This window comes from Methylobrevis albus (genome assembly GCF_015904235.1).
In the GTDB taxonomy this organism is placed as follows: Bacteria; Pseudomonadota; Alphaproteobacteria; order Rhizobiales; family Pleomorphomonadaceae; genus Methylobrevis_A; species Methylobrevis_A albus.
In genome coordinates this window covers 145,289-171,502 of sequence record NZ_JADZLT010000040.1, presented here as the reverse complement: position 1 = coordinate 171,502, position 26,214 = coordinate 145,289, and the positions used below count along the sequence as shown (strand labels likewise).

Here is a 26,214-nt window from a genome sequence, read left to right as displayed (position 1 = left end):
CGCCGCGAGATGTATTGTGTTAGGGCGACACCCCGAGTTCAGTTGGCCAGCAAGCCGTGAGGGACGCGCGAGTTCCGTGCCGCAGATTGCGACCGCAGACGCCAGAACGTTGCATCGCCGGGATATTTATCGAAATTCCTGCCATATTTGCGCAGGAGACACTTCAGATGATTTTCAACGCCGAGCCTGACTACATCACTACACTCGACAGCGCGCAGCTTGTGCAGTTGATGAAGCGACTGCTCCTTGCGGAAGCGCGTCTGACAGGGATCCCGTTGAGGTCCGCGAGCGTACCGCTGCAGATCACTGTACCTGATGGCGGCGAGGACGGGAGGATCAGTTGGACTGGCGGTGGTAACTCGACTCCCTACATCCCCGCGCGGTTCACGATCCTCCAGGCAAAAGCTCAGGATCTGACCGAATCCAGAGTAAAGAATGAGATCCTGGCAAAATCGGGCAAGGGAAAGCCTCCGGCGCTGAATGAGGCTCTTGCAGAAGTGCTGGCCAACGCTGGTGCCTACATCATCTTCTGTCGACAGCCGATGACGGGGGCGAAGCGCAAGACACTGCAGAGAGCCATACGCGACTCGATCAAATCGGTCGGCGCCGATCCAAAGGCTGCGACTGCAATCGAAATTTACGACGCGAACCTCATCGCTGACTGGGTGAATCGTCATCCCGCAGTTGCACTCTGGCTTGCGTCATTGCGGGCAAGTCGGAATCTCGCAGGATTCCAGACACATGAGGGCTGGGGCAGATACCCCGACATGTCAGTGCCGTGGAAATCAAATGACGAACCACGATTTGCACCCGTCAGTCGCGCCGTCTCCGAGGGAGACAGGCGTGATAAGGAACGGGGCTCTTGGACGTTCGAACAAGCAGCCGCCGAGGTCCGGAGCTTCCTCCGCGACCCAAAGAAGATCGTTCGCATCTTTGGCCCCTCAGGTTTCGGCAAGACACGTTTCGCCTACGAGGTTCTGAGCAATTCAGGCGACGTTTCCGACGAAATCGACACGGCATCCGTTCTTCACTGCGACGGCAGCATCTCGAGGAAAGAGGTCATCAAGCTGGCGCTTGAATGCGCTGATGCCGACGTCGCGATGATTCTGGTCGTCGATGAGTGCAATGACGAGCTGCACCAGAAGCTTGCGAACATCACCAGTCGCACATGCTCACGGCTTCGCCTGATCACAATCGACATCGAAACCAAGATTGTTCAAGCGCCGGACACTCTGTCACTGCGGGTCGAAAAGGCAGATGATAAGCTGATCAGTGAGATCGCGAGAGGGGTTGCTCCCAAACTCGACGATACCGCAACCTATTTCATCACAGAACTTGCGGATGGCTTTCCCCGTGTGGCGGTACTAGCTGCACAGTTGGATGGGGCCGGCCGAGAGACACTAGCTTCAGTTGAACAGGTCCTTGAGCGTATTGTTTGGGCTGGCAAGGTCCCAAACGCAGAGGCGCAACGTGCGCTTGAAGTCGCTGCATTGTTCGAATGGCTAGGTATCGAAGGACGCGTCGAGAGTCAGTCAGCATTTCTCGCGTCTCAGCTCGCCGAGCAGACGACCGCAAGATTTGTGGAATATATTCTGTCGTTTCAATCGCGTGGCATAGTAACCCGCCGCGGTAATTTCATTCAAGTTGGCCCGATTCCGGTTGCCAATCGTCTAGGCTCCACCCGGCTGGCGACGATGACGGCAGCCAAGCTGCTCGATGTCTTCATCCGAGCGCCCGAGGAACTAAGGGCCAGCATCCTTCGCCGATTGAAATGGATGGATACCTCAACGACGGCGATCGCCTTCGCCGAACGCTTGCTGGAGCCGGACATGCTTGGCAATTTCGCGGCTTTAAATACCGAGCCTGGCTCCAAGGCGCTCGATCGTCTTGTTCACGTCGCTCCCGACGCGGCAGCCCGTACGATCGAAAGAGTGTTTGGTTCACTCACCATTGACGAGTTGAAGCCGGCCAAAGAGGCGCGACGATACTGGGTTTGGTCGCTTGAGAAACTCGTTTTTCGCACACAGACTTTCGACTGCGCTGCCAGACTTCTTCGAAAACTAGCGGCCGCGGAGACTGAGGATTTTTTGAACAGTTCGACCGGGGTGTTCCAACAGCTCTACCATATTTACCTAAGCGGGACAGAAGCTGATCCTGCGGCTCGTCTAGTAGTTCTCGACGAAGGTCTGAGTTCCACGAATGAAGCCGAACGCAAGGTTTGCACCGACGCACTTGGGCACATGTTGAGAAGTGCCCATTTCAGCCGAGTCGGGGGATCGGAACAGATCGGTAGCGCCGAGGCCCTAGAGGATTGGGCCCCCAAAACGAACGACGACATCAGGGATTTTTTCCGAGCGGGAATGTCCCGGCTTACCACCATTGCGACAAGCAATCAGGTTCACGCGCCGCTCGCCCGGAACCATCTCAGTTCACACATACGGGGCCTGCTTGGCCACCTGCCCGTGGCAGAAGTCAGGGCGACGATCGAGGCCGTGACGTCTCACGCAGGATTCTGGCCGGAGGCAATCACTGCTGTTTCTCAATGGCTCTTTTTCGATCGACGGAAGAACGCACCCGAAGATCTATCAAAAGAGGTCCGTCAACTCTATTCCGACCTACTCCCATCCGACCCGGTCGAATTGGCGGTGCTTTATACTCATGGCTGGGAAATCGATTTGCACGATCCTGACACAAACTACTCAGAGGAACATGCTTCGAGGCAGGAGTTTGACTATTCGGCCAGGCAGGCAATCAAGATCGCCGAGACGATTGCGCGCGACAAGGAACTGACGAGTCGTGCAGTAGAGCGAATGGCCTGTAAGGAAGCGCACGGCATACGCGCGTTCACAATTGCAATGATGAACCATGTGGCCGATCCGATAGAAGTGTTCAAGCACGCCATTTCGACGTCGGAGAATTCCCGGGACAAACCCAATCGCGGTTTTTTCAGCGGGCTCATATCTGGCGCGCGTGCGCGTGATCCCGAACTGTCAAAAAAATTCGTAAAACAAGCGCTGAGTTCGCCAAAGTTGCGCCCTCACGCAGTGGCGATCATCGGATCCGGCAGTTTGGACTCCGACGCCATCGATCTGATTATCTCGCTGCTCAAGAGCGGCCATATCCAGCCATCGGAGTGTGAGAATCTCGACCTCTCGCGGGTTGACGTGAATGTTCTCCTGCCGTTGCTGTGCGAGTTGAAAAACCACAAAACGGAAGGACTCTGGACCATTCTCGGCATCATCGACAGGTACCTTTACGGGGGCACGCGAAAGCCAACCGACGAGTTGATTGCCGAAGTGAAGCGGGTGCTGCTCGCGCCAGGGTTGATCGGCGCCGTTCGCAGCAATATGGACGGCCACCATCTTGAAAGCCACGTTAGGCGGCTTCTCGGTCTAGGGGCAATTCGCGCACCCTACGCGCGTCGGCTGGCTAGACAATTACTAGGAATTTGTCGCCAAAGTGCGGATGGGGTTTTCTTTGAACTGCGCTATCACGTCCGTAAAGTACTTGGCTTGTTGCTCCCGCTGCATGCTCAATCCGTTTGGAGCGAGATCGCGAGGAAGCTTGAGAGCAAGTCTTGGCATGCTCGCTTTTGCATCAATGAAATCTTGACAACACACGACAAGATTGAAGAAGACCATCTAGGACGAGGGCTCGGCATCGATATCCCACCGCAACAATTCCTCGCGTGGGTCAGGGCTATGCCCGAGGAACGCGCAGCAACTGCCGTAGACTGGCTACCAATTGCAGATCGTGACACGATAGGCGTTCTTTCATGGCACCCGGAACTCGAAGCCTACATAACCGAGTTCGGCAACACGCGCGGAGTGCTTGATGCGCTGACCTCCCGCCTGCATCCCAAGTCTTGGTCCGGGGATTTGGCACGGTATCTCGAACCAATTGTGCCTCTGGTCCAGACATGGAGTGCCCACCCTGATCCATTCGTGCGAATTTGGGCGTCGACGCAGACCGAACGGCTTAGAAGCCAAATTCGGGCCGAGCGAAAGCGGAGTGACGAGGCTGCGGTGCGCTACATGTAGGGCAAACTGCCACCGCGCCGGCGAAATAGCCTCCCCGCCTCGGCGAGATTCTCATCGGCCTGCCCCTGCGATGACGCGCCCATGAACCCTTGGCCGCACGCGCGTTTTGGGTCTACTGTCCGCGGGCGAACGGCGGGCGCTCCGGCGAAACCGCCGCATGGGAGGGGCTCCGATGGACCGCCACCACCGCCCGACGCGGCGCGGGGTGCTGCTCGGCATGGCCGCCGCGGCGAGCGTCGCGCGGCCCGCCATCGCGCAGTCGGACACGCTGCGCTTCGGGCTGACGCCCGTGTTCCTGTCGTCCGACCTCGAACTGCTCGACCGGCTGCAGACCTACCTCGAGACGGCGACCGGCCATCTGGTTGAGCTCGTCACGCGCCGGACCTACCAGGAAATCACCGCGCTGCTCGTCTCCGGCGAACTCGACGCGGCCTGGATCTGCGGCTTTCCGTTCGTCGCGTTCCAGGACCGGCTGTCGCTAGTCGCCGTGCCGGTCTGGCGCGGCCGGCCGCTCTACCAGTCCTACCTGATCGACGCCGCCGGACGCGGGGCACGCTCGATCACCGATCTCGCCGGCGACGTCCACGCCTTCTCGGACCCGGATTCCAACTCCGGCTTCCTCGTCACGGCCGCCGAACTCGCCGCCCGCGACCAGCGCCCCGAGACCTTCTTCGGGCGCACCCTGTTCACCTATTCCCACCGCAACGTCGTGCGGGCGGTCGCCTCCGGGCTCGCCGCGTCCGGCTCGGTCGACGGCTACGTCTACGAGGTGCTGCGCGAGGTCTCGCCCGAGCTCGTCGCCCCGACGGAGATCGTCCGCGCCTCCGAATGGAAGCCGTTCCCGCCGATCGCCTGCCCGCGCGGCTACGAAACCTCGGCGAAGACCGAGGCGCTGCGCGGCGCGCTGATGCGGATGCCCGACAACGGCAACGGCAAGGCCGTCCTCGACCTGCTCCGCCTCGACGGCTTCGCCATCGAGCCTCCGGGCTTCTTCGCGCCGATCGAGGCCGCGATGGAGAGCGTCCGGAGGCTCGGATGAGACGGGTGCGCGCCCTGCCGCTGGCGATCAAGATCCCGCTGCTGGTCGCGGTGCTGATGGTCGCCGTCGGCGTCGTCGCCTCCGAGCGGGTGCTGTCGCGCCTGCAGGCGGTGCAGGAACGCCAGCTCTCCGACCTCACCGACGCCTATCTCGACGGGCTCTCGTCGTCGTTGCTCGACCCGGTGCTGCGCGGCGACCCGTGGGAGGTGTTCGACATCCTCGACCGCGCCCGCGGCCTCTATGCCGCCGTCCGGCCGCTGGAAACCATCGTGCTCGACGACGGCGGCGCCGTCCTCGCCGCAACCGATCCGCGCCGCTTCCCGATCGGCTCGTCCGCGCCCGATCAACCCGGCGACGTGCGCGCCGACACGGCGCACGTCGACGAGGACGAGGCGCGCGCCTATGCCCGGCGGACGCTGGCCGTCGAGGGCCGCGAGATCGGCTCGATCCTCGTCGCGATCGACGCGGCGCCGATCCTCGCCGAACGCCGCGAGGTGTTCTACACGCTGCTCGCCTCCAACGCGGCCGTCACCCTCGTCGCCGCCGCGCTCGGCTGGATCACCGTTCGCCGGATGGTCCGGCCGATCCGGATGCTGGGCACGCATCTGACCCAGACCCTCGACGGCCCGGTCAACCCGATCCCCGCCGTCATGATCCCCGATCCGGCGACTGAGGTCGGCCGGCTGTTCCGCAGCTACAACGCGCTCGCCGAAGCGATCGGCGAGCGCGACGCCCTGCTCGCCCGCGCCGCGGAGGAAGAGCGCCTCGCCAGCCTCGGCCGGCTCGCCTCCGGCATGGCGCACGAGATCAACAACCCGCTCGGCGGGCTGTTCAATGCCCTCGACACCCTGAAGGTGCACGGCGACAAGGCGGCGATCCGGCGGAATTCGGTCGACCTGCTCGAGCGCGGCCTGAAGGGCATCCGCGACGTCGTCCGCACCACGCTCGCGACCTACCGTCCGGACCGCGAAGTCCGGCCGCTGCGCCAGGCCGACATCGGCGACCTGCGCATCCTGGTGCGGCCCGAAACCGCCCGCAAGCGCCTCGCCCTCGACCTCTGCGGCGAGGTCGACGGCGATCTCCCCGTCGATGCCTTCCAACTGCGGCAGGTGCTGCTCAACGTGCTGCTCAACGCCTGCCGCGCCGCACCCGAAGGCGGCAAGGTCCGGATGACCGTCGCCGCCGACGGCGCTCGGTTCATTGCCACGATCGAGGATTCCGGCCCGGGGCTGCCCGCGGGCGCCGAACAGGTCCTGACCGGCGGCCTGCAGCCGACCGCCGACCGCGGCGGCCTCGGCCTCCTCATCACCGCCCGGATGGTGGCGGATCTCGGCGGCACGCTGCTCGCCGACCAGTCGCCGCTCGGCGGCGCGCGCATCACCGTCACCGTCCCGCTCGCCGCGGGCAAGCCGCTTCCGGAGATCCGCCATGTCGCTTGAGGGACGCACTATCGACGTCGTCGAGGACGACCCGATCATGGGCGAGTCGCTGATGCAGCGCCTCGCGATCGAAGGCGCCACCGTCCGCTGGTGGCGGGACGGCCGCGAAGCACTCGGCGGCATCCGGCGCGACGCGCCGGAGGCGGTGGTCTGCGACATCCGCCTGCCGGATGCCTCCGGCGAGGACGTGTTCCACGAGATCGTCGCACGCCGCGACGCGCCGCCGTTCCTGTTCATCACCGGCCACGGCGACGTCGACCAGGCGGTGCGGCTGCTGCGCGGCGGCGCGGGCGACTATGTGCTGAAGCCGTTCGAGATGGGCGACTTCCTGAAGCGCCTCACCTCGATCCTGCCGCCGCGCCAGGACGGCGCCACCGGCGTGCTCGGCGTTTCCCGGCCGATGCAGGCGATGGAGCGCACGCTGCGCAAGCTCGCCAAGGGCCGCACGACGGTGCTGATGACCGGCGAGACCGGCTCGGGCAAGGAGGTCGCGGCGCGCTTCCTGCACGGCCTCGGCGGCGCCGACGTGCCGTTCATGGCGGTGAACTGCGCGGCGATCCCCGCGAACCTGATGGAGGCCGAGCTCTTCGGCCACGAGCGCGGCGCCTTCACCGGCGCGACCCAGCGCCACCTCGGCTATGCCGAACGGGCGCGGGAGGGCACCCTCTTCCTCGACGAGATCGGCGATCTCGATCTCGCGCTGCAGGCGAAACTGCTGCGCCTGCTCGAAGACCGCACCTTCCACCGCGTCGGCGGCGAGCAGGCGCTGCCGTTCAAGGCCCGCGTCGTCGCCGCCACCCACGCTGACCTCGCCGCCCTGGTCCGCGACGGGCGCTTCCGCGAGGATCTCTACTACCGGATCGCCGTGATCACGGTCGGCCTGCCGCCGCTGCGCGAGCGGCCGGAGGACGTGCGCTGGCTGCTCGACCGCTTCGTCGCCGCCACCCTCGCCGAAACCGGCTCGGACCTCGCCGGCCTCAGCGCCCTCGCCGAGGACGCCGCTCTCGCCCATGCCTGGCCCGGCAACGTCCGCGAACTCCGCAACCGGGTCGAGCGCGCCGTCGCGCTGTCGCTCGGCCCCTGGATCAGCCCGGGCGACCTCTTCCCCGAACGCTGGGCCGAGGCGGCCGACGACGGACGAATGCCCTCGCTGGAAGAAATCCGCCACGCCGCCGAAAAGCGCCACATCCACCGCGCGCTGGAATTCACCGGCGGCGAGATCCTCGCCACCGCCGAAGCGCTCGGCATCTCCCGCACGACGCTGTGGGAGAAGATGAAGAAGTTCGAGATCCGGGGCGAAGCCGACTGAGGCTGTATGGTGACCGCTCGGCGACTGGACGGACATTTCCTCACCTCGTCCGGCTTTCCGAACCTGCTGCACCGCCGTCGGTTCGGATTTCCGAACACCGGCGCCGGGCCAGCCGCGCATTTCTGCGATTCCAAGGGCCCCGCCGGCTGGCACGCCGATTGAAACCTCCTTCCCCGGGAAACGAAGACCCGAGGGAGGAAGATCAATGAACGGATGCGACAAGCTCGTCGACGTCGGCCGCCGCCAGTTCCTGCGCGGCGCAGGCATCGCGACCGTCGGGGCGGCGACGGCGATCGTCGCGCTGCCGACCCCCGAGGCCAAGGCGGCGACCGCGCTCGCCCGCGTCGCCTATCCCTCCAACCGGCTCGCCAACATCGCCGACCTGAAAGCCGACGAGGCGTTCGACGTCGCCTATCCGGACGACGACGCGCCCGGCGTGCTGATCAAGCTCGGCAAGGCGGTGCCCGGCGGCGTCGGCCCCGACGGCGACATCGTCGGCTTCACGACGCTCTGCCCGCACAAGGGCTACCCGATGAACTTCAACGCCGCCGACCGGACGTTGAACTGCCCCGGCCATTACTCGCGCTTCGACTGCGAGGCGGGCGGGCAGCAGGTCTGGGGCCATGCCACCCAGAACCTGCCGCAGTACGCACTCCGCGTCGACGACAAGGGCGACATCTACGCCGAAGGCGTCGACGAGCTTCTCTACGGCCGCCTGTCCAACGTGCTCTGAAGGAGGAACGAACATGGCCTACAAGCGTCAGATCGACCGCCTTCCGATCATCCCGTCGAACGCGAAGGAAAAGACCGTCGTCTGCCACTTCTGCATCGTCGGCTGCGGCTACAAGGCGTATTCGTGGGATGCCAACACGCAAGGCGGCACCGCCGCCGGCGACAACGCGTTCGGCGTCGACCTCGCCGTGCAGCAGCCGGCCGACACGGCCGCCTGGTACGCGCCGTCGATGTACAACGTCGTCAAGCAGGACGGCCGCGACGTCCACCTCGTCATCAAGCCCGACGCGGACTGCGTGGTGAACTCGGGCCTCGGCTCGGTGCGCGGCGCCCGCATGGCCGAGACCATGTATTCGCAGTCGCGCAGCACCCAGCTGCAGCGCCTGACCGATCCGCTGGTCTGGCGCTACGGCCAGATGCAGCCGACCTCGTGGGAAGACGCCCTCGACCTCGTCGCCCGCGTCACCGCGGCGGTGATCAAGGACCAGGGCGAGGACGGCCTGATCGTCTCCGCCTTCGACCACGGCGGCGCCGGCGGCGGCTACGAGAACACCTGGGGCACCGGCAAGCTCTACTTCGGTGCGATGAAGGTGAAGAACATCCGCATCCACAACCGCCCGGCCTACAACTCCGAGGTGCACGGCACCCGTGACATGGGCGTCGGCGAACTCAACAACGCCTATGAGGACGCCGAGCTCGCGGACACCATCGTCGCCGTCGGCACCAACGCCCTCGAGACCCAGACCAACTACTTCCTGAACCACTGGGTGCCGAACCTGCGCGGGACGTCGATCGGCAAGAAGCAGGAGCTGCTGCCGGGCGAGCCGCACGCCGCCGCCCGCATCATCATCGTCGATCCGCGCCGCACGGTGACGGTCAACGCCTGCGAGGTCGAGGCGGGCAAGGAGAACGTCCTCCACCTCGCCATCAACTCGGGCACCGACCTCGCGCTCTTCAACGCGATCTTCACCCACATCGCCGACCAGGGCTGGACGGACCGGGCGTTCATCGACGCCAGCACGCTGCGCGAAGGCAAGACCCGCCCGCCGATGTATCCGGCCCGCGGCGAAGCCGACTCCAATCCCGGCCACCTGACGAGCTTCGAGGGCGCCCTCGAAGGCAATCGCATGTCGATCGACGAAGCCGCGGCGATCACGGGCCTGAACCCCGCGGACATCGTCAAGGCCGCCGAGTGGATCGCGATGCCGAAGGAGGGCGGCAAGCGGCGCCGTACCATGTTCGGCTACGAGAAGGGCCTGATCTGGGGCAACGACAACTACCGCACCAACGGCGCCCTGGTGAACATCGCCCTCGCCACCGGCAACGTCGGCCAACTCGGCGGCGGCGTCGTCCGCCTCGGCGGCCATCAGGAAGGCTACGTCCGGCCCGGCGACAGCCACGTCGGCAAGCCCGCGGCCTATGTCGACAAGCTGCTGATCGAGGGCAAGGGCGGCGTCCACCACATCTGGGCCTGCGACCACTACAAGACCACGCTCAACGCGCTGCAGTACAAGACCGTCTACAAGAAGCGGACGGACATGGTGAAGGACGCCATGAGCACCGTGCCCTACGGCGACCGCCAGGCGATGGTCGACGCCATCGTCGGGGCGATCAAGGCCGGCGGCCTGTTCTCGGTCGACGTCGACATCGTGCCGACCAAGATCGGCCAGGCGGCGCACGTGATCCTGCCGGCGGCGACGTCGGGCGAGATGAACCTCACCTCGATGAACGGCGAGCGGCGGATGCGCATCACCGAGCGCTACATGGACCCGCCGGGCAACGCGATGCCGGACTGCCTGATCGCCGCCCGCCTCGCCAACCACATGGAGCGCGTGCTGCGCGAGGCCGGCGACGCCGCCTATGCCGACCAGTTCAAGGGCTTCGACTGGCAGACCGAGGAAGACGCTTTCGTCGACGGCTACGTCGGCAATGCGCACGGCGGCGAGCACGTCTCTTACGAACGGCTGCGCGCCATGGGCACCAACGGCTTCCAGGAGCCGGCGACCGGCTTCGAGGACGGCAAGATCGTCGGCACGACGCGGCTCTACACCGACGGCGTGTTCTCGACCGAAGACGGCAAGGCCCGCTTCATGGACGCGCCGTGGCGCGGCCTGCAGGCACCGGGCAAGGAGGAGCAGAAGGCGAAGTACAAGTTCCTCATCAACAACGGCCGCGCGAACCTCGTCTGGCAGTCGGCCTACTACGACGTCCAGAACGAGCTGGTGATGGACCGCTGGCCCTATCCGTTCATCGAGATGAACCCGGATGACATGGCCGAGCTCGGCGTGAAGGACGGCGACCTCGTGGAGGTGTTCAACGAGGCCGGCGCGACTCAGGCGATGGCCTACCCGACCCCGACGGCCCGGCGCGGCGAGACCTTCATGCTGTTCGCCTACCCGTCCGGCGTGCAGGGCAACGTCGTCAACGCCGGCACCAACGAGCTGATCATCCCGAACTACAAGCAGACCTGGGGTGACATCCGCAAGATCGCCGACGCGCCGGAAGGCGTCCGGCACCTGACCTTCAAGTCGAAGGAATACACCGCCTGACCAGCCTCCCCTGACCCCCTGCCGCCCGGCGCCCGGCGCCCTCGGCCGGGCGGCACCTCTTTTCTAGCGACAACGGGAGCAGTCCGGTGAACGTCAAGGTCGATCCCTGCGCCGGCCCCGGTCTCTGGTCAATCGCGACCGCCTTCGGCAGCATCGTCGCCGGCAGCCGCGTCGGCGGCACCGAGAACGTGCCGCTCGCCCGCGCCGCCGGGCGCGTCACCGCGGCGCCCATCCGTAGCCGCATTCCCCTGCCCCGCTTCGACCAGTCGGCGATGGATGGCTACGGCCTGCACGCCGACGACGTCGCCGCCGGGCGGGCCGGGCCATTCCCGGTGATCGGCGCCGTCCGGGCCGGCGGCGCCGCGGCCCCGCGCCTTGGCCCCGGCACCGCCGTCCGGCTCCTCACCGGCGCGGCGATTCCGGGCGGGGTCGCGGCCGTCGTGATGGAGGAGCGCGTCGCCGCGTCGGGCGGTGCGATCAGCCTGCGCGCGCGGCTGGCCCTCGGCGACAACATCCGCCGCCGCGGCGAGGACGTCGTCGAGGGCTCGGAGATCGTCCCGGCCGGCACCCGGCTCGACGCGCGCCATCTCGGGGTGCTCGCGGCCTCGGGCTGCGCGGCGGTCGAGGTCGTCCGCAAGGTCCGCGTCGGCATTCTCTCGACCGGCGACGAACTCGCCGATCCCGGCGAGGCACTGGCGCTGCACGCGGTGCATGATTCCAACCGCCCGATGCTGATCGCGCTGCTCGCGGGCGGCTCCGGCACGGTCGACGACCTCGGCCGCGTCACCGACGATCTCGGCCGCATGGCCGGCTTCCTCGCCGAGGTGCACGCCGACTACGACCTCATCGTCACCTCGGGCGGCGTCTCGGGCAGCGACGCCGATCACTCCGTCCGCGCCATCGACGTCGCCGGCGGCACGAGCCGGCGCGTCGCCCTCGCGGTGAAGCCCGGCAAGCCGTTCGCCTTCGGCGCGATTGGCGCCTGCCGGGTGGTGTCGCTGCCGGGCAACCCCGTCGCCGCGATGGTCGGCACGCTGCTGTTCGCCCGCCCGCTGCTCGACCGGCTGTCCGGCCTCGACGCCCGGCAGCCGGAAGGCCTCGCCGCGATCGCCGCCAGCGACGTCTTCCACCGGCCCGGTCGCACCGAATTCGTCCCCGCCGCCCTCGTCGGGCGCAGCGCGCAGGGGTTGCCGCTGGTCGAGAAGCTCGGCAAGGGCGGCTCGGCCCGGCTCGCCCCGCTCGTCGCCGCGGACGGGCTCGCCGTCATCCCGGCCGATATCGGCGACATCCCGGCCGGTGGGCCGCTCGTCTTCCATCCGTTCACCACCGATTTCCGGCTTTGAGCGACCTCAGCCTGCAAACGGCGCCGTGTCGGCGACGATGCGGCCTTCCTCCAGCGTGACGATGCGGTCGGCGCGGTCGAGGATGCGGCCGTCGTGGGTGACCATGATGGTGGTGGTGCCGCGCGCCTTGCCGAGCCGCATCAGGATGTCGACGACGTTCGATCCGCTCTCGCGGTCGAGGGCGGCGGTCGGTTCGTCGGCGAGGATCAGGTCGGGGTTGCCGACCAGCGCGCGCGCGATGGCGACGCGCTGCTTCTGGCCGCCGGAGAGATTGGCCGGCAGGTAGTCCATGCGGTCGGCGAGGCCGAGCAGCGCCAGCGCATGGCCGGCCGCTTCGATCTCGCGGCGGGGATCCATCGCCCCGTGCACCTGCAGGCCCATGCGCACGTTCTCGATCGCCGTCAGGCTGTCGTGCAGGTTGTGCGCCTGGAAGATGAAGCCGAGCCGCCGGCGCAGCAGCATCAGGAGGTTCGGCTTGGCGTGGCGAAGCTCGTGGCCGAGCAGCCTTACCGACCCCTCCTGCACCTCGCGCAGGCAGCCGACGAGGGTCAGCACCGTCGTCTTGCCGGAGCCGGACGGCCCGACCACGGCGGTGAGGCTGCCGCGCGCGATGGTGAGGTCGATGTCGTAGAGCGCCTGCTTGCGCGCCTCGCCCGCGCCGAACCAGTGGTTGAGGCCGCGAATGACGACGGGGGGTCCGGGATCCATCGCCGCCCCCGTCAGAACAGGTCGGCGGGATCGGCCGCCGCCAGCCGCCGCGTGGCGAGCACGCCGGACAGCATGCTGAACACGATGGTGCCGACGAAGACCGACAGCGCCATCGTCGCGGTCATCTGCAGCGGCAACGTGGTCGCCTGCGCCATCAGCGCCAGCAGCGCCGTCCCGAGGCCGAGCCCCGGCAGGAAGCCGAAGATGCCGAGCACCAGCGCCTCCTCGAGCACGACGCCGAGGAAGAAGCGCGGCGGATAGCCCATCGCCTTGAAGGTCGCATACTCCCCGAGATGGTCGGCGACGTCGGTCGAAAGCACCTGGTAGACGATGACCAGACCGACCAGGATGCCGATCACCACGCCGAAGCCGAAGATGATGCCGGTCGGCCGCCGGGTCTGCTGGTAGACGAGGTCCTCGCGCCCCGCCGCCGCATAGGTGCGGATGCGCAGCGACTTGTCCGAGACGAGGTCGCGCAGCCGCTCGGCGACGACCACCGGATCGGCGCCCGGCACCACCCGCAGCAGCAGATGGTCGGGCGCAGCGGAGCTGCGGGCGGGAAACAGGCCGAGGAAGGTCTGGTCCGACACGACCATGTGGCCGTCGCCGCTGAAGCCGCCACCGCCGGCGAAGGTGTCGTACAGCGTGACGGTATCGCCGCTGACCTCGAAGGAGAGCGGCGTCTGCGGGCGGATCGCCGCCGCCGTCTCGCGCGGCAGGCCGCGGCTGAGCCGGTCGAGCAGCCCGGCGTTGCGCATCGACAGCACCCCGGCCTTAGCCGCGATGTCGGGGGCGAGGAAGCCGGAGGCGGCCGGATCGACGCCGAAGGTGGTCAGCACCAGCCCCTTGCCCGGCAGGTGCCAGGTGACGTTGCCGAGGAACAGCCCGATGCCCGCCTCCACCTCGGGGTCGGCGAGCGCCTGCAGCAGCCATTGCCGCGCGACATTGCCGCCCTCGGTCAGCGAATCCGCGTCGGGCGCGGAGATCATCACGTCGGCGCGGAAGAACGAGTAGGGCCTCAGCGTCGCCGTCGCCATCGAGCTCATCAGTCCGAGCTGCACGAAGACGAGCACGTTGGCGAAGGCGACGCCGGCGAGCGCCGAGGCGAAGCGGGTGCGCGAATGGGTGAGTTGCAGCCAGCCGATCGGCAGCCGCCCGAACAGGCGCGCGATGATCCACCTCAAGGGAGCCCCTCCCCGCCGGCGCGGCCCACCCCGGTCTCGGTCCCGGTCTCGGCCCCGGTCCCGGCCCCGGTGCCCTTGGTGTCGATGCGCGCGATCACCTCGAGGTTGGTGTAGCGCGCCGCCGCGGCGGAGGTGTCCGGGTCGAGCGCCACGATCACCCGCACCACGCGGGCGTCGGTGTTCGCGGCCGTGTCATCGGCGATCAGCCCCTGCCGGCCGACGGTGAGGCCGATCGACTGCACCCGCCCCTGGAAGGTCTGGCCGAGGGCGGTCGCCACCAGTTCCACCGGCTGGCCCGGCGCCACCCGGGCGATGCGGTCCTGCCAGATCTCCGCCTCGGCGGTCATCCGGTCGGTGAAGCCCATCTCCATGATGCCGCCGGCCGGCGGGCGCTCGCCGGGGGTGGCGTGAATGTCGAGGATAGTGCCGGTGATCGGCGCGACCACCACGGCTTTCGCGAGATCGCGCCGGGCGCGGGTGAGGTCCGCCTCGGCGGCGTCGAGGTTGCGCGCGGCGACGATGACGCCCGGCTGCTCGTCGAGGCCGACGGCGGTGTAGCGGGCGAGCGTCGCCTCCGCCTTGCGCGCCGCCGCCACCGCCTGCAGTTCGGCTGCCGCCGCGGCGTCCATCGTCGCGCGGCTGGCGACGCCGCGGGCGAACAGCTCCGCGGTGCGCGCCCGGTTCGCGGTCGCCTCGGCCGCCGCCGAGCGCGCCTGGTCGAGCAGCGCCCCCGCCTCGTCGCGGCCGCTGGCGACCTCCGACCGCGTCTGCGCCAGCACCGCCGCCGTCACCGCGACGCTCGCCTCGGCGAGCAGCACGGCGCTTTCCAGCACGTCGAGATTGTCGAGCCGGGCGACGGGCGCGCCCTTGTCCACCCGGTCGCCGACCTTGACGAGGATCTCGGCGACCCGCGCGTCGCCCGAGCCATAGGGCGCCGCCACCACGGAGACGTCGCCCTCCGGGATCAGCCGCGCGAGGCCGACGACGTCGGTCACCCGCATCGTCTCCACCATCTCGGCGGGGATCTCGAGGTCGGGCGGCAGCGCGATCGGCGTATCGGTGCCGGCGCCCGGCTGCAGCCCGGTGACGGCGTAGAAGACGCGCAGGCCCGGCGGCTGGAAATACATGCCGAGCACCGCCCCGGTGAACAGCAGCGGCGGCACGAGTAGGATCAGCAGGAACCGCTTCCTGAACCACCCTCGCGGAGCCGCCCGCGCCGGATCGCCTGCATCGCGCGCCACGACCTCGAGCGGCAGATCCCGATCCGGCATCCGGCTGATCCCTCTGTTCGGCGACGGTCCCGGCGACGGGAGCGGGTCCGCGCCAGTCGCGGCAGGTGCCCGGGTAGGCAACGCCTCAAAGGAACCATAGCCCGAATCTCATCGGGAGGATGTGCGGGGTCTTCGGTACAACGTCCCCGCCAGATCGGCCAAACTATCTCCGTCTCACCCACGCTTCGCTTTTTCACGTCTCGATGTGGACCCGAACGTTAATGCCGTCGCCGAAAAGATCAGCGACCAGAGCCGGCAACACGACGGTCAGACCCGCAATCGTGTCGGCCTCGCCATTGAGACCCGGAAGATCACTCGATTTGATGAACCACACTTCCGATTCGGCATCGAAGGCGACGGTTACGACTTTGGCGCTGGTATCCATGCCGATACCTGCCCCATCTTGGTTGCCAAGAGCCGAGCAACGAGACCAGCTCGCTTGACGTGCCCTGATACGAAAGCATCAGCGCCGCAAGCTGACGTGCATCAGAACCTGCCCTCGGAAGATTTAAATTCCAGGTTTTCCGTCAGCATCTACAATTGCAAATACTTCAGCGTGAATGTTTGCCGGATTTGGGGACATCAAAACAACAGATCTGACAAACCGAAGCGGCCCTCCAATCAACAAATAATCCCCAGCTACAGGAACGCGGTCAAGATCGACAATTACAGCTCCGCCACCAGTTCTGACTCGAACATTTGCCATTTTGACACCTCGCATTATAAAGTATTTCAAAATGATAACAAAGATAATGATCATCAAAGTAGAACAAAAACATTTTGAAAAGTCAATACATGAAAATCAAACGCGACGAAATGAGTGATACTTCTGCCTTCACCGCTAGACCGAAAATTCAAGGTCCACTGTTGCGGCTTCAATGCCCAACGTCACACAACGACGCTACAAGTCCGATGAAGCAGCCGACTTGATTTCGAAAAATAAGTTTTCAAAGCTGATGTATTTATAATATTGACTGGATCGAGATAAGAGAAATCGAAATATTCAATAATGAAATTGTCGGCGACCAATCGTACATCAGCGGGCGCGGAATTAATTGCGCTCCGGGACGAATTACAAGACGGGAGAAATCGATCGTGAAAGATGCTGAGGCATCTATCAGGCAGACCAGATGATCTGGAAAGATTGGTGGGCGCGACAGGGATCGAACCTGTGACCCGCTGATTAAGAGTCAGCTGCTCTACCGACTGAGCTACGCGCCCGCCCGCAGGCGCCGCGGCGCCCGGAGAAGATGCGGCCTTATAGTCGGCGGGGGACGGGGCTGCAAGCCCTAATTCGACGTCGCGCAGACGGAGGTCGAGGAGGGTCCCCCCCTCCCCGACCCTCCCCCTCGAGGGGGGAGGGAGTGATCGCCCGGCGCCCGGCGCCCGTCGCCCGCCGCCAAGACGCCGAGACGCCGAGAGGCCGAGACGCCAGGAGGATCGCTGGGCTCGGCCGCGCCACTGGCGTCCCCTCCCCCCTCGAGGGGGAGGGACAGGGAGGGGGGGAGTCGGCGGCGGCATGAGGCAGTTGCCCCGGTCCAGAGCCCAAGAGGCCCGGCGGTGCGGCGGCGATCGCGGGGGCGAATCGGCGGTTCCGAACCCAAGACAGCAGAACTCACACGGCCCACGCCAGCGGCGCCGGCGGCGGGCCGGCCGCGTAGTCGATGCGGAGTACCCGGCGGGCGGCCGGATCGCGGGACGGCAGCGACCGGTGCAGCGTCAGCATGGCGAGTACCAGCACGTCGCCGGGCGCGGCGGCGGTGATTTCGGTCGGGCCGGCCGCGGCGACGCGCTCGGCGGCGTCGGTCGGAATCAGGCCGGCGCGGTGGCTGCCCGGGGCGATCTCCATTGCGCCGTTCTCGGCGTCATTGCTGTCGAGATGCAGGCGGACGAACAGCATCGATTGCAGCAGGTCCACCGGCGGTTCGCAGTGCCAGACCCCGGCTTTCAGCGTCCAGTTGCTGCAGCCCGGCGCATCGGCCCGCCCAGCGACGGCGATCACCCGGTCCTGATGCCAGGGCACGCCCCAGTTGGCGCCCGCCGACTTGTCGAACGCGACGATGCGCACCGGGCGCATGCCCGGCCAGATCGCGCCGATCCGCGCGGAAAACGCGGCCCCGGCGACGGCGGCGAACAGGGCGGAGGCGGCATCGATCCGCGCACCGGGACGACCGCCGAGGCGGACGAGATCGCCGATCCGCTCGAGCTCAGCGGCGCTCGCTCCGCCGCGCAGCCAGATGCGGCCGCTCTCCTCGAGCGCGCGCCGCAGCCGGCCGTCGTCGGCCGCGGCCGGCAGCGCCGCGTCGGCCAAGCCCTCCGGGTCTGCGGCCGCTCCCGGGGGAGCGGCCCCGCCAAGCCCCGTCGGGTCGCTCACACCGCCGCCATCGCCTGCGCGTTCACCCGGCCGCGGGCGCTCTTCAGCTTGTTGAGGGCCGAGATGTAGGCTTTTGCCGAGGCGACGAGGGTGTCGGTGTCGGCGGCGCGGCCGGTCACCTGCTTGCCGGCGTCTTCGAGGCGGATGAAGACTTCCGCCTGGGCGTCGGTGCCCTCGGTGACGGCGCTGACTTGGTAGAGCCTGAGCACCGCCTCGTGCGGCTGGATCGCCTTGATCGCGTTGAAGGTCGCGTCCACCGGGCCGTCGCCGCTCGCCATCTTGGTGATGTGGGTGCCGGCGACGTCGAGGGTGATGGTCGCCGACTGCGGCCCGGCGGTGCCGGCGATCACGGTGAGCGCGATCACCTTGATCGTCTCGCCGGCCGTCTCCAGCCCGTCGGAGACCAGCGCCTCGATGTCCTCGTCGAAGACGTGCTTCTTCTTGTCGGCGAGGTCCTTGAAGCGCTTGAAGGCGTCTTCCAGCGCGTTGTCGCCGAGCTCGATGCCGAGATCCTTCAGCTTCTCCTTGAAAGCGTGCCGGCCGGAATGCTTGCCCATGACCAGCGAGGTCGACTTCACGCCGACGTCCTCGGGCCGCATGATCTCGTAGGTCTCGGCGTTCTTCAGCATGCCGTCCTGGTGGATGCCGCTCTCGTGCGCAAACGCGTTCTGGCCGACGATCGCCTTGTTGTACTGCACCGGGAAGGCGGAGGCGTTGGAGACGAGCTTCGAGGCGCGCACCAGCTGCCGCGTGTCGATGCCGGTCATGTAGGGCATCACGTCGCCGCGGGTGCGGATCGCCATCACCACCTCTTCCAGCGCCGCGTTGCCCGCGCGCTCGCCGAGGCCGTTGATGGTGCACTCGATCTGCCGCGCGCCGCCGGCGACCCCGGCCAGCGAGTTCGCCACCGCGAGGCCGAGGTCGTCGTGGCAATGGGTCGAGAAGATCGCCTTGTCGGCGTTGGGCACCCGCGCGCGCACCTCGCGGAACATCGCGGCATATTCCTCGGGCACCGCATAGCCGACGGTGTCGGGCAGGTTGATCGTGGTCGCACCCGCGCGGATCGCCATCTCGACGCAGCGGCAGAGATAGTCGAGCGGGGTTCGCGTCGCGTCCATCGCCGACCATTCGACGTCGTCGACGAGGTTGCGCGCCTGCGCCACCGTCGCCGAAATGATCTCCAGCACCTGCTCCTCGGTCTTCTTCATCTGGTGCGCGAGATGGATCGGCGACGTCGAGACGAAGGTGTGGATGCGCGGCCGCGCAGCGGGCTTCACGGCGTCGCCGGCCCGGGCGATGTCGGCGGGAATCGCGCGGGCGAGACCGGCGATGATCGCGGTCTTCGAGCGCCGTGCGATCTCCTGCACGCTGTCGAAATCGCCCTGGCTCGCCATCGGAAAGCCGGCCTCGATCACGTCGACGCCCATCGATTCCAGCAGGTCGGCGACGACGAGCTTCTCCTCGAAGGTCATCGAGGCGCCGGGCGACTGCTCGCCATCGCGCAGCGTGGTGTCGAAGATGACGATCCGTTCCTTGGCCGGCACGGGGGAGGCTACGGCGGCGGTCGGCGAATTGGTGTCGGGGGCGGTCATGGGGTCAGGTCCTCTGGCTTCTCGCCGGCGCCGGGCGACCCGCTCGGGTCATCGCCGCACACGCCGGACGGTCATGGTCCGGGCTGCATCGTGCGTTCCCCTGAGTGCCTGCCCGCAAATGCGGGCCAGCCGGCGCTCAGGGGCGGCTAAGGAGAAGCGTCAGGGCAAGGGAAAGGCTCCGCGCGGGAAAACCCTGCGCGTCGATGTCTGCCAGCCGCGTCGTCGGGGCGAGAACCATCGGTCGAGATCGCTCGATTGGAGCCGTTTTGCTGACAAGGTGGATACAGGCATGCGGCGCGAGGACGCAAGCGGAAAACTTGATCGAGGCGACCTTTGACCCACGGAAGCGCGTTTCTGACGAAGCCTGTCGCTTATGCCGAATCATGCGACAGCCAAGGTCGCTTGGCACTTTGGCCAAGATCCGCCAATGCACTATTCAATGATGGCAATCCTGTTTCGGTAGTTTTTCAGCATGATCTGATCGACATCATCAAGGTTTGCCGACTGCGTAGTCTCACCATCATTATCAACTGAATACTTCACGGTGCCGTCACGTTGTTCAATAATATCAGCAATACGACCTCGGCGCTCCATAGCATAAAATACAACCATTTTCCCTTGGTAATCCTTGTACGCTAGCCGCGAAATCTTCTTGAATGCCTCTTTGTCTCCCCCGCAAAGGAAGGCAAGTCGCATGCGAAGCGCATTGAATGCCGCAATTTCGGCATCGGTTGTAATGATACCTTTCTCAGCCGATTTGACGGGCTCGACTGGAGGTGCTTCAACTCGTGCGGGAGCGACCACAGGAGCGGAGTCGGGGATTTCCAGGCGGCGGAGTACATTTGCATTAAATACATCGCGGAAAGCAAGTTTTACAATACCCCTGTAGACCTCGATAGCGTTCGTACGAACATGCTTGACGTCGTTTTCTTTGAGAAGAAACCGCGTGAATTCGACCGATGGATTGCTGAACTGTTCCGAAAGATACTGAAAGAATGCGGTTAGCAAAATATTCCGCTTTGCATTCTCAGAAACCATTTCCGGGTCGAATTTCCATTTCGTGAGCGCGAATAGCCCGTCTGTCACAGAATCCGACAATTGCCCTTTAGCAATTGCTTCAAAATCGGCGACGAGAAAAGGCTCATCGTCCATCATGTTGGGCTCATTCGAGTCCACAAAAAACTCGTATACGATTCCGTCTGTGAGTATACCAATCTTAACACTTTTCGCGGCGTTGAAATATGACTTGAGCTGACCGCGATCGTCTTTGCGAGTACCCCCTGCCGACTTGCATTCAATTGCCATGATCGGCTTCATATCGAGCAAAATGGCGTAGTCGACTCGATTTTTATACTTCTCGGAAAAGTCGGACGCGTGTTCCGCCGCAACCTCGGTCGGGTCGCGATCATCAAAGCCAAGCATCGAAACAAACGGCAAAATCAGGGAAAGCTTGGTTGCCTCTTCGTTCTTCAGATGGTCGCGGATTTTCAAGGCGCGCTCGGCATAGGTAACGAGCGACGCACGAAATTCGTCTTTGGTTTTCATAGACCCCTCCAGCCCCGTCTTCAAAGTGTGAGACAAGGTTGTGATTCGGTCTACAAAAACGTTGGATTGCAATGAACTATCGAGCTCACACCATCAGCACGCCGCGCGCGATCACCACCGCCTCGCCGGCAATGCGGGCACCCGACAGGCGGCCGCCGGCGACGAGCAGTTCGAGCAGGATGTGGCTCGGGCGGCCCATTTCGTAGCCCTGCTCGATGATGTGCGGGTGCTCGCCGTCGCGGGCGCCGTCGAAGCGCATCAGCACGCCGGCGAAGGCCGCGGCGGCGGAGCCCGTGGCGGGGTCCTCGCGGATGCCGAGGGCGGGCGCGGTCAGCATGCGGGCGTGGAAGTCGTTGGCGATGTATTCGGTCTCGCGGGTGTAGACGTAGAAGCCGCGGGTGCCGGTGGTGCCGAACACCGAGGCGGCCGCCTTCGGGTCGAGCCGCACCCGGGCTGCCGCGGCGAGGTCGCGCACGGGCACGAAGGTGTAGGGCACGCCGGCCGAGAAGGCGCACGGCACGTGGTTCTCGAAGCCGACCTCGGACGGCTCCAGCCCGACGGCGGCGGCGACGAGGTCCTTGTGCACGTCGAAGCCGAGCGGCTCGGGCAGCTTCGGCAGGTCGAACACCGCCCGCCCGCGCCCGCCCGGCCGCACCACCACGGCGCAGCGCACCGGACCGACGTTCTCTTCCAGCACGACGACGGCGTCGGCCTCCTCCTCGATCGCACCGAACTGCACCTCGGCCACCGCAATCGCAGCGCCGACGGTGGGGTGGCCGGCGAAGGGGAGTTCGGTCGCCGGCGTGAAGATGCGCACCCGCGCCGAGTGCCCCGGCCGCTCCGGCGGCAGCACGAACACGGTCTCGGAAAGGTTGAACTCCAGCGCGATCGCCTGCATCCGCTCGTCGGAGAGGCCTTCGCTGTCGAGCACCACCGCGAGCGGATTGCCCGCCAGCGGCTGGTCGGTGAAGACGTCGAGAACGATGTAGCGGCGATCCATGAACAAAACTCCGGACTGGCGGGAGCGCGCAGCCTAGAGCATTGCCGGCGCGACGGGAAACGCTTAGCCGCAGGCATCCCGCATACGGGCCGCGCCGGGCGCGAGGTCAGCCGCCGAGCACCCGTCCGGCGATCGCCAGCGCATAGGCCGGCACGCGGGCGGGGTCGAGGTCGGCGACGCCGCGGACCACCACCACGTCCTCGAGTTCGCGGTGCGCCTGGCGGACGAGGTCGGCGCGGATGCGCGCGACGAGCGCCTCGGCCGATTCGGCAAAACGCAGCCGCTGCGCGACCGAGATGCGCGGCCCGTCGAAGACGGCGATGGTCTCCACCACCTCGGCGTCGCCGACGGCAAGCCCGGTTTCCTCGGCAAGTTCGAGGGCGATCGAGCCGATCAGATCGACTGTGCCGTCGGCGGCGACGTCGCGCGGCTCCAGCGAGCCGCCGGGCGGATAGATCCGGCCGGGGTTCGACGTCCAATCGCCCATCAGCCCGAACAGCAGCGCGCCGTCGGCGCTTTCGATCACCGCCGAGCCGAACACGTTGCGGATGCCGATGTCGGGATAGCCCCAGGCGCGCCAGGCGAGGTGCGTCGCGAAGCTGAACTCCACCGCGTCGGCGCGGAACACGCCGTCCTCGATGCGCACGCCGCCGGGCAGGCCGGGCGCCACGGTGCCGAGCACACGGCCGTTCCAGAGGCTGGGGTTGCGGGCGAGTTCCCCCTGCCAGTGCCGCTCGATGCGCGCGGCGAGGTCCGGGTCCACCGGCCAGCCGCCCCGCGCGACGAGCCGCATCGCGACGTCGCGGATCGGGGTGAAGGAGACCGGCGTGCCGATCGGCGACGTCCACTCGGTGAGGTACAAGGCGGCAGGTCCCGGTTGAAGCCGCCGGACCTTGCCCCGGCGATATGACCGTCTCAAGTCAGCGCGCGAGAATCGCCGCGCCGGGCGGCCGCATCGTCAAGAAAATGCCGGCCGCGAGGGGTCGCGGCCGGCGTTCGGTCATCTCGGGACGATCAGTTGCGGGTCTTGTCGACCAGCGCCTTGTCCTTGATCCACGGCATCATGCCGCGCAGCTTGGCGCCGACTTCCTCGATCTGGTGCGCGTCGTTGTTGCGGCGGATGCCCTTGAAGCGGGCGGCGCCGGCGCGATATTCCTGCATCCATTCCGACGTGAACTTGCCGGTCTGGATATCCTTCAGCACGCGCTTCATCTCGGCCTTGGTCTCGGCGGTGATGATGCGCGGGCCCGAAACGTACTCGCCCCACTCGGCGGTGTTCGAGATCGAGTAGTTCATGTTGGCGATGCCGCCCTCGTAGATGAGGTCGACGATCAGCTTCACTTCGTGCAGGCACTCGAAATAGGCCATCTCGGGGGCGTAGCCCGCCTCGACCAGCGTCTCGAAGCCGGCGCGGATCAGCTCGACGAGGCCGCCGCAGAGCACGACCTGCTCACCGAACAGATCCGTCTCGCATTCTTCCTTGAACGTCGTCTCGATGACGCCCGACCGGCCGCCGCCGACGCCCGACGCATAGGAGAGCGCGACGTCGAGCGCGTTGCCCGAGGCATCCTGATGGATGGCGACGAGGCAGGGCACGCCGCCGCCCTTCTGGTATTCGCCGCGCACGGTGTGTCCCGGGCCCTTCGGCGCGATCATGATGACGTCGACGGTCTTCTTCGGCTCGATCAGGCCGAAGTGCACGTTGAGGCCGTGCGCGAAGGCGATCGCCGCGCCGTCGCGGATGTTCGGCGCGATCTCGTCGCGGTAGATGTCGGCCTGCAGCTCGTCCGGCGTCGCCATCATCAGAAGGTCGCCCCACTTCGCCGCTTCCGCGACGGTGAGCACCTTGAGGCCGTCGGCCTCGACCTTCTTCGCGGTGGCCGAACCCGGCTTCAGCGCGACGGCGAGCTCGGTGATGCCCGAATCCTTCAGGTTCAGCGCATGGGCGCGGCCCTGGCTGCCGTAGCCGACGATGACGACCTTCTTGCCCTTGATAAGATTGAGATCGGCATCCCGATCGTAATAGACGCGCATTTTTCTGGTCCCTTCCTCGTTCGTGTCGTCGTTGGCGTGTCGCCGTTGGTTCGTATCGACGTTGGTTCGTATCGTCGTTCTTGCTTGCCCGAAGCATCCCGGACGGCCCGCGCCGCCCGCCCCTGCACCACCGGGACCGTATCCCGCCGGACCCCGTGTCCCGGCGAAGTCGGGTCCCGTCGTCATCCGGCCCGTGGTCATCCGGCCGCTCATCAGGCCCGGCCGTGACCCCGCCCCGTCATGCCCCCGTCAGTCCCGCCCCTGCCCTGCACCCGGGTGCAGCGCCAGGAACTGCCGCGTCGCCGCGCGGGCGTCGCGGTCGATCTCGGCGGCGGAGAGGTCGATCCGGTCGCCGAGCAGCAGCCGGATCTGGATGTCGCGCGCCACCAGCCCGAAGAAGACGCGGAACGCCGCCTCCGTGTCGTCGAAGGCGATCAGCCCCGCCGCCCGTCCCGCCTCCAGCACCGGCTTCAGCCGCCGCCCCATGGCGAGGCGGCCGTTGTCGAGCACGATGCGGCCGAGATCGGTCTTGTGGCTGCCGGCGTGGCTGACCGCAAGCCGGTTGAGCGCCACCGAGGTATCACTGGAGATCACCGTCAGCCAGCCGGCCGCGAACTGTGTCAGGCTGGCGCCGAGCGAGGCGAGATCGAGCCGCGCCCGGTCGACGGGTGCCACCTGCACCTTCGACGCCTGCCACTGCACCGTCGCCGTCAGCAGCCCGTCCCGATCGCCGAACCACTTGTAGAGCGTCTCCTTCGAGCAACTCGCCCGCCGCGCCACCGCACTCATGGTCAGCGCATCACCGCTCTCGACGATCAGCCGCAGCGCCGCCTCGAGCACGGCACTCTGCCGCTCGCTCCAGGCCGGCTCGGCGGCAGCATCGCCCGCCCCAAGCTCGCTGACCTCCCCGACCGCCACCAGCATCGCGCTCCACACATCGTCCGGAAATGGTGCTGCAATGCAGCGTACCGTACGTTACGGTTCGGAGGGGTTATGGCGGGGATCGCACGCGGGGTCAAGAGGTCCGATCGCTCGCAGCCCATCATCGACGAGCGCAATCGGGAACCAGGGCCCGGCGAGCGCAGAGCCCATGGGGATGGGGCACCGACATGGCGAGTTCAGACGACAACAGACACGGCATCCAGCGTGCCGACGCCTCGGCTTTTCCCTCGCCCTTCGAGACAGCCGCTGCGCGGCTTCCTCAGGATGAGGAAAAAGGGCAGCTGCTGGAGTAAAAGGAAAATCGCGAAGGCCTCACCCTGAGGAAGCCGCGCAGCGGCTGTCTCGAAGGGCGAGGCCGGGTGCACCGGCCCCTGCCGAGCCCGAACCGGGCAGCAGTGACGTCCCATGCCGACGTCACCGCAACAGGAACTCAGGTCTTGCTCAAGAACTCGGCCAGTTCGTCTATCGCGAATTCCTCACCGAGCCCCGCCCCGACCCGCAGCCAGTATTCCTGCCAGCGTCGGTTTCCCCGCAGCCGATAATAATTTGCGAGACCATAGGCCGCTTCGGGGACACCCTTCCTGAGTGCCTCCTTGTAGAGGGCTCGCGCCTTCAGGGGATCGTAAAACCCTGACTGATCATCGTCATAGATGTTCGCCATATTGACGAGCGCTTCGACGGCCCCGAGTTTGGCGGCATGGTCGAAATGCTCGATGGCCTCGCCGTGCCTCCCCTCCTCCTCCGCGGTATTGCCGACGTCGAGAATCGCCAAGGCAGCATCGTCGTACCTGGCCATGCTCTCCTCCCGGCGTTCGCGGCCTGCACGACCAGGCGCGGTGGCTTCGAGCAATCTAGCCCCCGTCGCCGAAGCTGTCCGCAAGAGATGTCGCGGTCGCACACCTGGCTGCCGATGCGGAACGCCGACGGATCCGCCTCGCGCCACAGCGGAGGGTTGGGCTGAAACCCCTCCCCGCACGCCGTGCGACAATGCCCGGCCGTCTCCGCCATCCCACACTCGAGCCCATCGGCCGTCAGCGCGTCGCGCACCCCTCGGCACACAGCCCCATAGACGCCATTGCTGTCATGGCGAAGTCACACGGCCGGTAACCATTT

Annotated in this window: 19 protein-coding genes and 1 tRNA gene; 7 read left to right on the top strand and 13 right to left on the bottom strand. The window is 66.5% G+C overall.

Features of this window, described 5'->3' with window-relative positions:
• The first annotated feature begins 167 nt into the window (after positions 1-167).
• The 7 genes from I5731_RS02855 (at position 168) to I5731_RS19670 (ending at position 12,451) form a co-directional block, all read left to right on the top strand.
• Positions 168-4,040, top strand: coding sequence for a hypothetical protein (locus tag I5731_RS02855; protein ID WP_197309851.1), 3,873 nt, complete (start codon positions 168-170; stop codon positions 4,038-4,040).
• Between the two features lie 172 nt (positions 4,041-4,212).
• Positions 4,213-5,079 (top strand): substrate-binding domain-containing protein, encoded by an 867-nt coding sequence (locus I5731_RS02850; RefSeq protein ID WP_235981492.1) that lies wholly within the window; start codon positions 4,213-4,215, stop codon positions 5,077-5,079.
• Positions 5,076-6,518 (top strand): sensor histidine kinase, encoded by a 1,443-nt coding sequence (locus I5731_RS02845; protein ID WP_197309850.1) that lies wholly within the window; start codon positions 5,076-5,078, stop codon positions 6,516-6,518. Before I5731_RS02850 ends, I5731_RS02845 begins: the two co-directional genes overlap by 4 nt.
• Positions 6,508-7,827: a sigma-54-dependent transcriptional regulator gene (locus I5731_RS02840; protein WP_197309849.1), complete on the top strand. Its 1,320-nt coding sequence runs from the start codon at positions 6,508-6,510 to the stop codon at positions 7,825-7,827. Before I5731_RS02845 ends, I5731_RS02840 begins: the two co-directional genes overlap by 11 nt.
• Positions 7,828-8,032: 205 nt before the next feature.
• Complete coding sequence (locus I5731_RS02835; protein WP_197309848.1) at positions 8,033-8,560, top strand: arsenate reductase (azurin) small subunit; 528 nt, start codon at positions 8,033-8,035, stop codon at positions 8,558-8,560.
• Positions 8,561-8,573: 13 nt separating this feature from the next.
• Positions 8,574-11,108 carry an arsenate reductase (azurin) large subunit gene (locus tag I5731_RS02830; RefSeq protein ID WP_197309847.1) on the top strand — a complete coding sequence of 845 codons (2,535 nt, stop codon included), beginning with the start codon at positions 8,574-8,576 and terminating at the stop codon, positions 11,106-11,108.
• An 86-nt stretch (positions 11,109-11,194) separates the two neighbouring features.
• Positions 11,195-12,451, top strand: coding sequence for a molybdopterin molybdotransferase MoeA (locus I5731_RS19670; protein ID WP_197309846.1), 1,257 nt, complete (start codon positions 11,195-11,197; stop codon positions 12,449-12,451).
• A 6-nt stretch (positions 12,452-12,457) separates the two neighbouring features.
• On the opposite strand, the gene I5731_RS02820 is transcribed toward I5731_RS19670, so the two are convergent.
• The 13 genes from I5731_RS02820 to I5731_RS02760 all read right to left on the bottom strand — a co-directional run bounded on the left by I5731_RS02820 (position 12,458) and on the right by I5731_RS02760 (position 25,897).
• Positions 12,458-13,159 (bottom strand): ATP-binding cassette domain-containing protein, encoded by a 702-nt coding sequence (locus I5731_RS02820; protein WP_197309845.1) that lies wholly within the window; start codon positions 13,157-13,159, stop codon positions 12,458-12,460.
• 11 nt (positions 13,160-13,170) lie between these two features.
• Positions 13,171-14,343, bottom strand: a complete 1,173-nt coding sequence (locus I5731_RS02815; RefSeq protein ID WP_197309844.1) for an FtsX-like permease family protein — start codon at positions 14,341-14,343, stop codon at positions 13,171-13,173.
• Positions 14,340-15,614, bottom strand: coding sequence for an HlyD family efflux transporter periplasmic adaptor subunit (locus I5731_RS02810; RefSeq protein ID WP_197309843.1), 1,275 nt, complete (start codon positions 15,612-15,614; stop codon positions 14,340-14,342). The genes I5731_RS02815 and I5731_RS02810 overlap by 4 nt, the downstream gene beginning before the upstream one ends.
• Before the next feature lie 193 nt (positions 15,615-15,807).
• On the bottom strand, positions 15,808-15,999 hold the full coding sequence (locus I5731_RS02805; RefSeq protein WP_197309842.1) for a DUF1902 domain-containing protein: 192 nt from the start codon (positions 15,997-15,999) through the stop codon (positions 15,808-15,810).
• 760 nt (positions 16,000-16,759) lie between these two features.
• A tRNA-Lys gene (locus tag I5731_RS02800) sits at positions 16,760-16,835 on the bottom strand.
• 394 nt (positions 16,836-17,229) lie between these two features.
• Positions 17,230-17,925, bottom strand: a complete 696-nt coding sequence (locus I5731_RS02795) for a phytanoyl-CoA dioxygenase family protein (protein ID WP_197309841.1) — start codon at positions 17,923-17,925, stop codon at positions 17,230-17,232.
• A 59-nt stretch (positions 17,926-17,984) separates the two neighbouring features.
• Complete coding sequence (locus tag I5731_RS02790; RefSeq protein WP_197309840.1) at positions 17,985-19,580, bottom strand: 2-isopropylmalate synthase; 1,596 nt, start codon at positions 19,578-19,580, stop codon at positions 17,985-17,987.
• A gap of 432 nt (positions 19,581-20,012) precedes the next feature.
• The gene (locus I5731_RS02785) at positions 20,013-21,125 is read right to left on the bottom strand and encodes a type I restriction endonuclease (RefSeq protein ID WP_197309839.1); all 1,113 of its coding nucleotides are present in this window, start codon (positions 21,123-21,125) and stop codon (positions 20,013-20,015) included.
• Between the two features lie 85 nt (positions 21,126-21,210).
• The gene (locus I5731_RS02780) at positions 21,211-22,125 is read right to left on the bottom strand and encodes a PhzF family phenazine biosynthesis protein (RefSeq protein ID WP_197309838.1); all 915 of its coding nucleotides are present in this window, start codon (positions 22,123-22,125) and stop codon (positions 21,211-21,213) included.
• Positions 22,126-22,231: 106 nt separating this feature from the next.
• Positions 22,232-22,987 (bottom strand): hypothetical protein, encoded by a 756-nt coding sequence (locus I5731_RS02775; RefSeq protein WP_197309837.1) that lies wholly within the window; start codon positions 22,985-22,987, stop codon positions 22,232-22,234.
• 152 nt (positions 22,988-23,139) lie between these two features.
• On the bottom strand, positions 23,140-24,159 hold the full coding sequence (gene ilvC, locus I5731_RS02770; protein ID WP_197309836.1) for a ketol-acid reductoisomerase: 1,020 nt from the start codon (positions 24,157-24,159) through the stop codon (positions 23,140-23,142).
• Between the two features lie 249 nt (positions 24,160-24,408).
• Entirely contained in the window at positions 24,409-25,083 is a 675-nt protein-coding gene (locus I5731_RS02765; protein ID WP_197309835.1) for a TetR/AcrR family transcriptional regulator, read from the bottom strand.
• 448 nt (positions 25,084-25,531) lie between these two features.
• Positions 25,532-25,897: a hypothetical protein gene (locus I5731_RS02760; RefSeq protein ID WP_197309834.1), complete on the bottom strand. Its 366-nt coding sequence runs from the start codon at positions 25,895-25,897 to the stop codon at positions 25,532-25,534.
• Between the last annotated feature and the right edge of the window lie 317 nt (positions 25,898-26,214).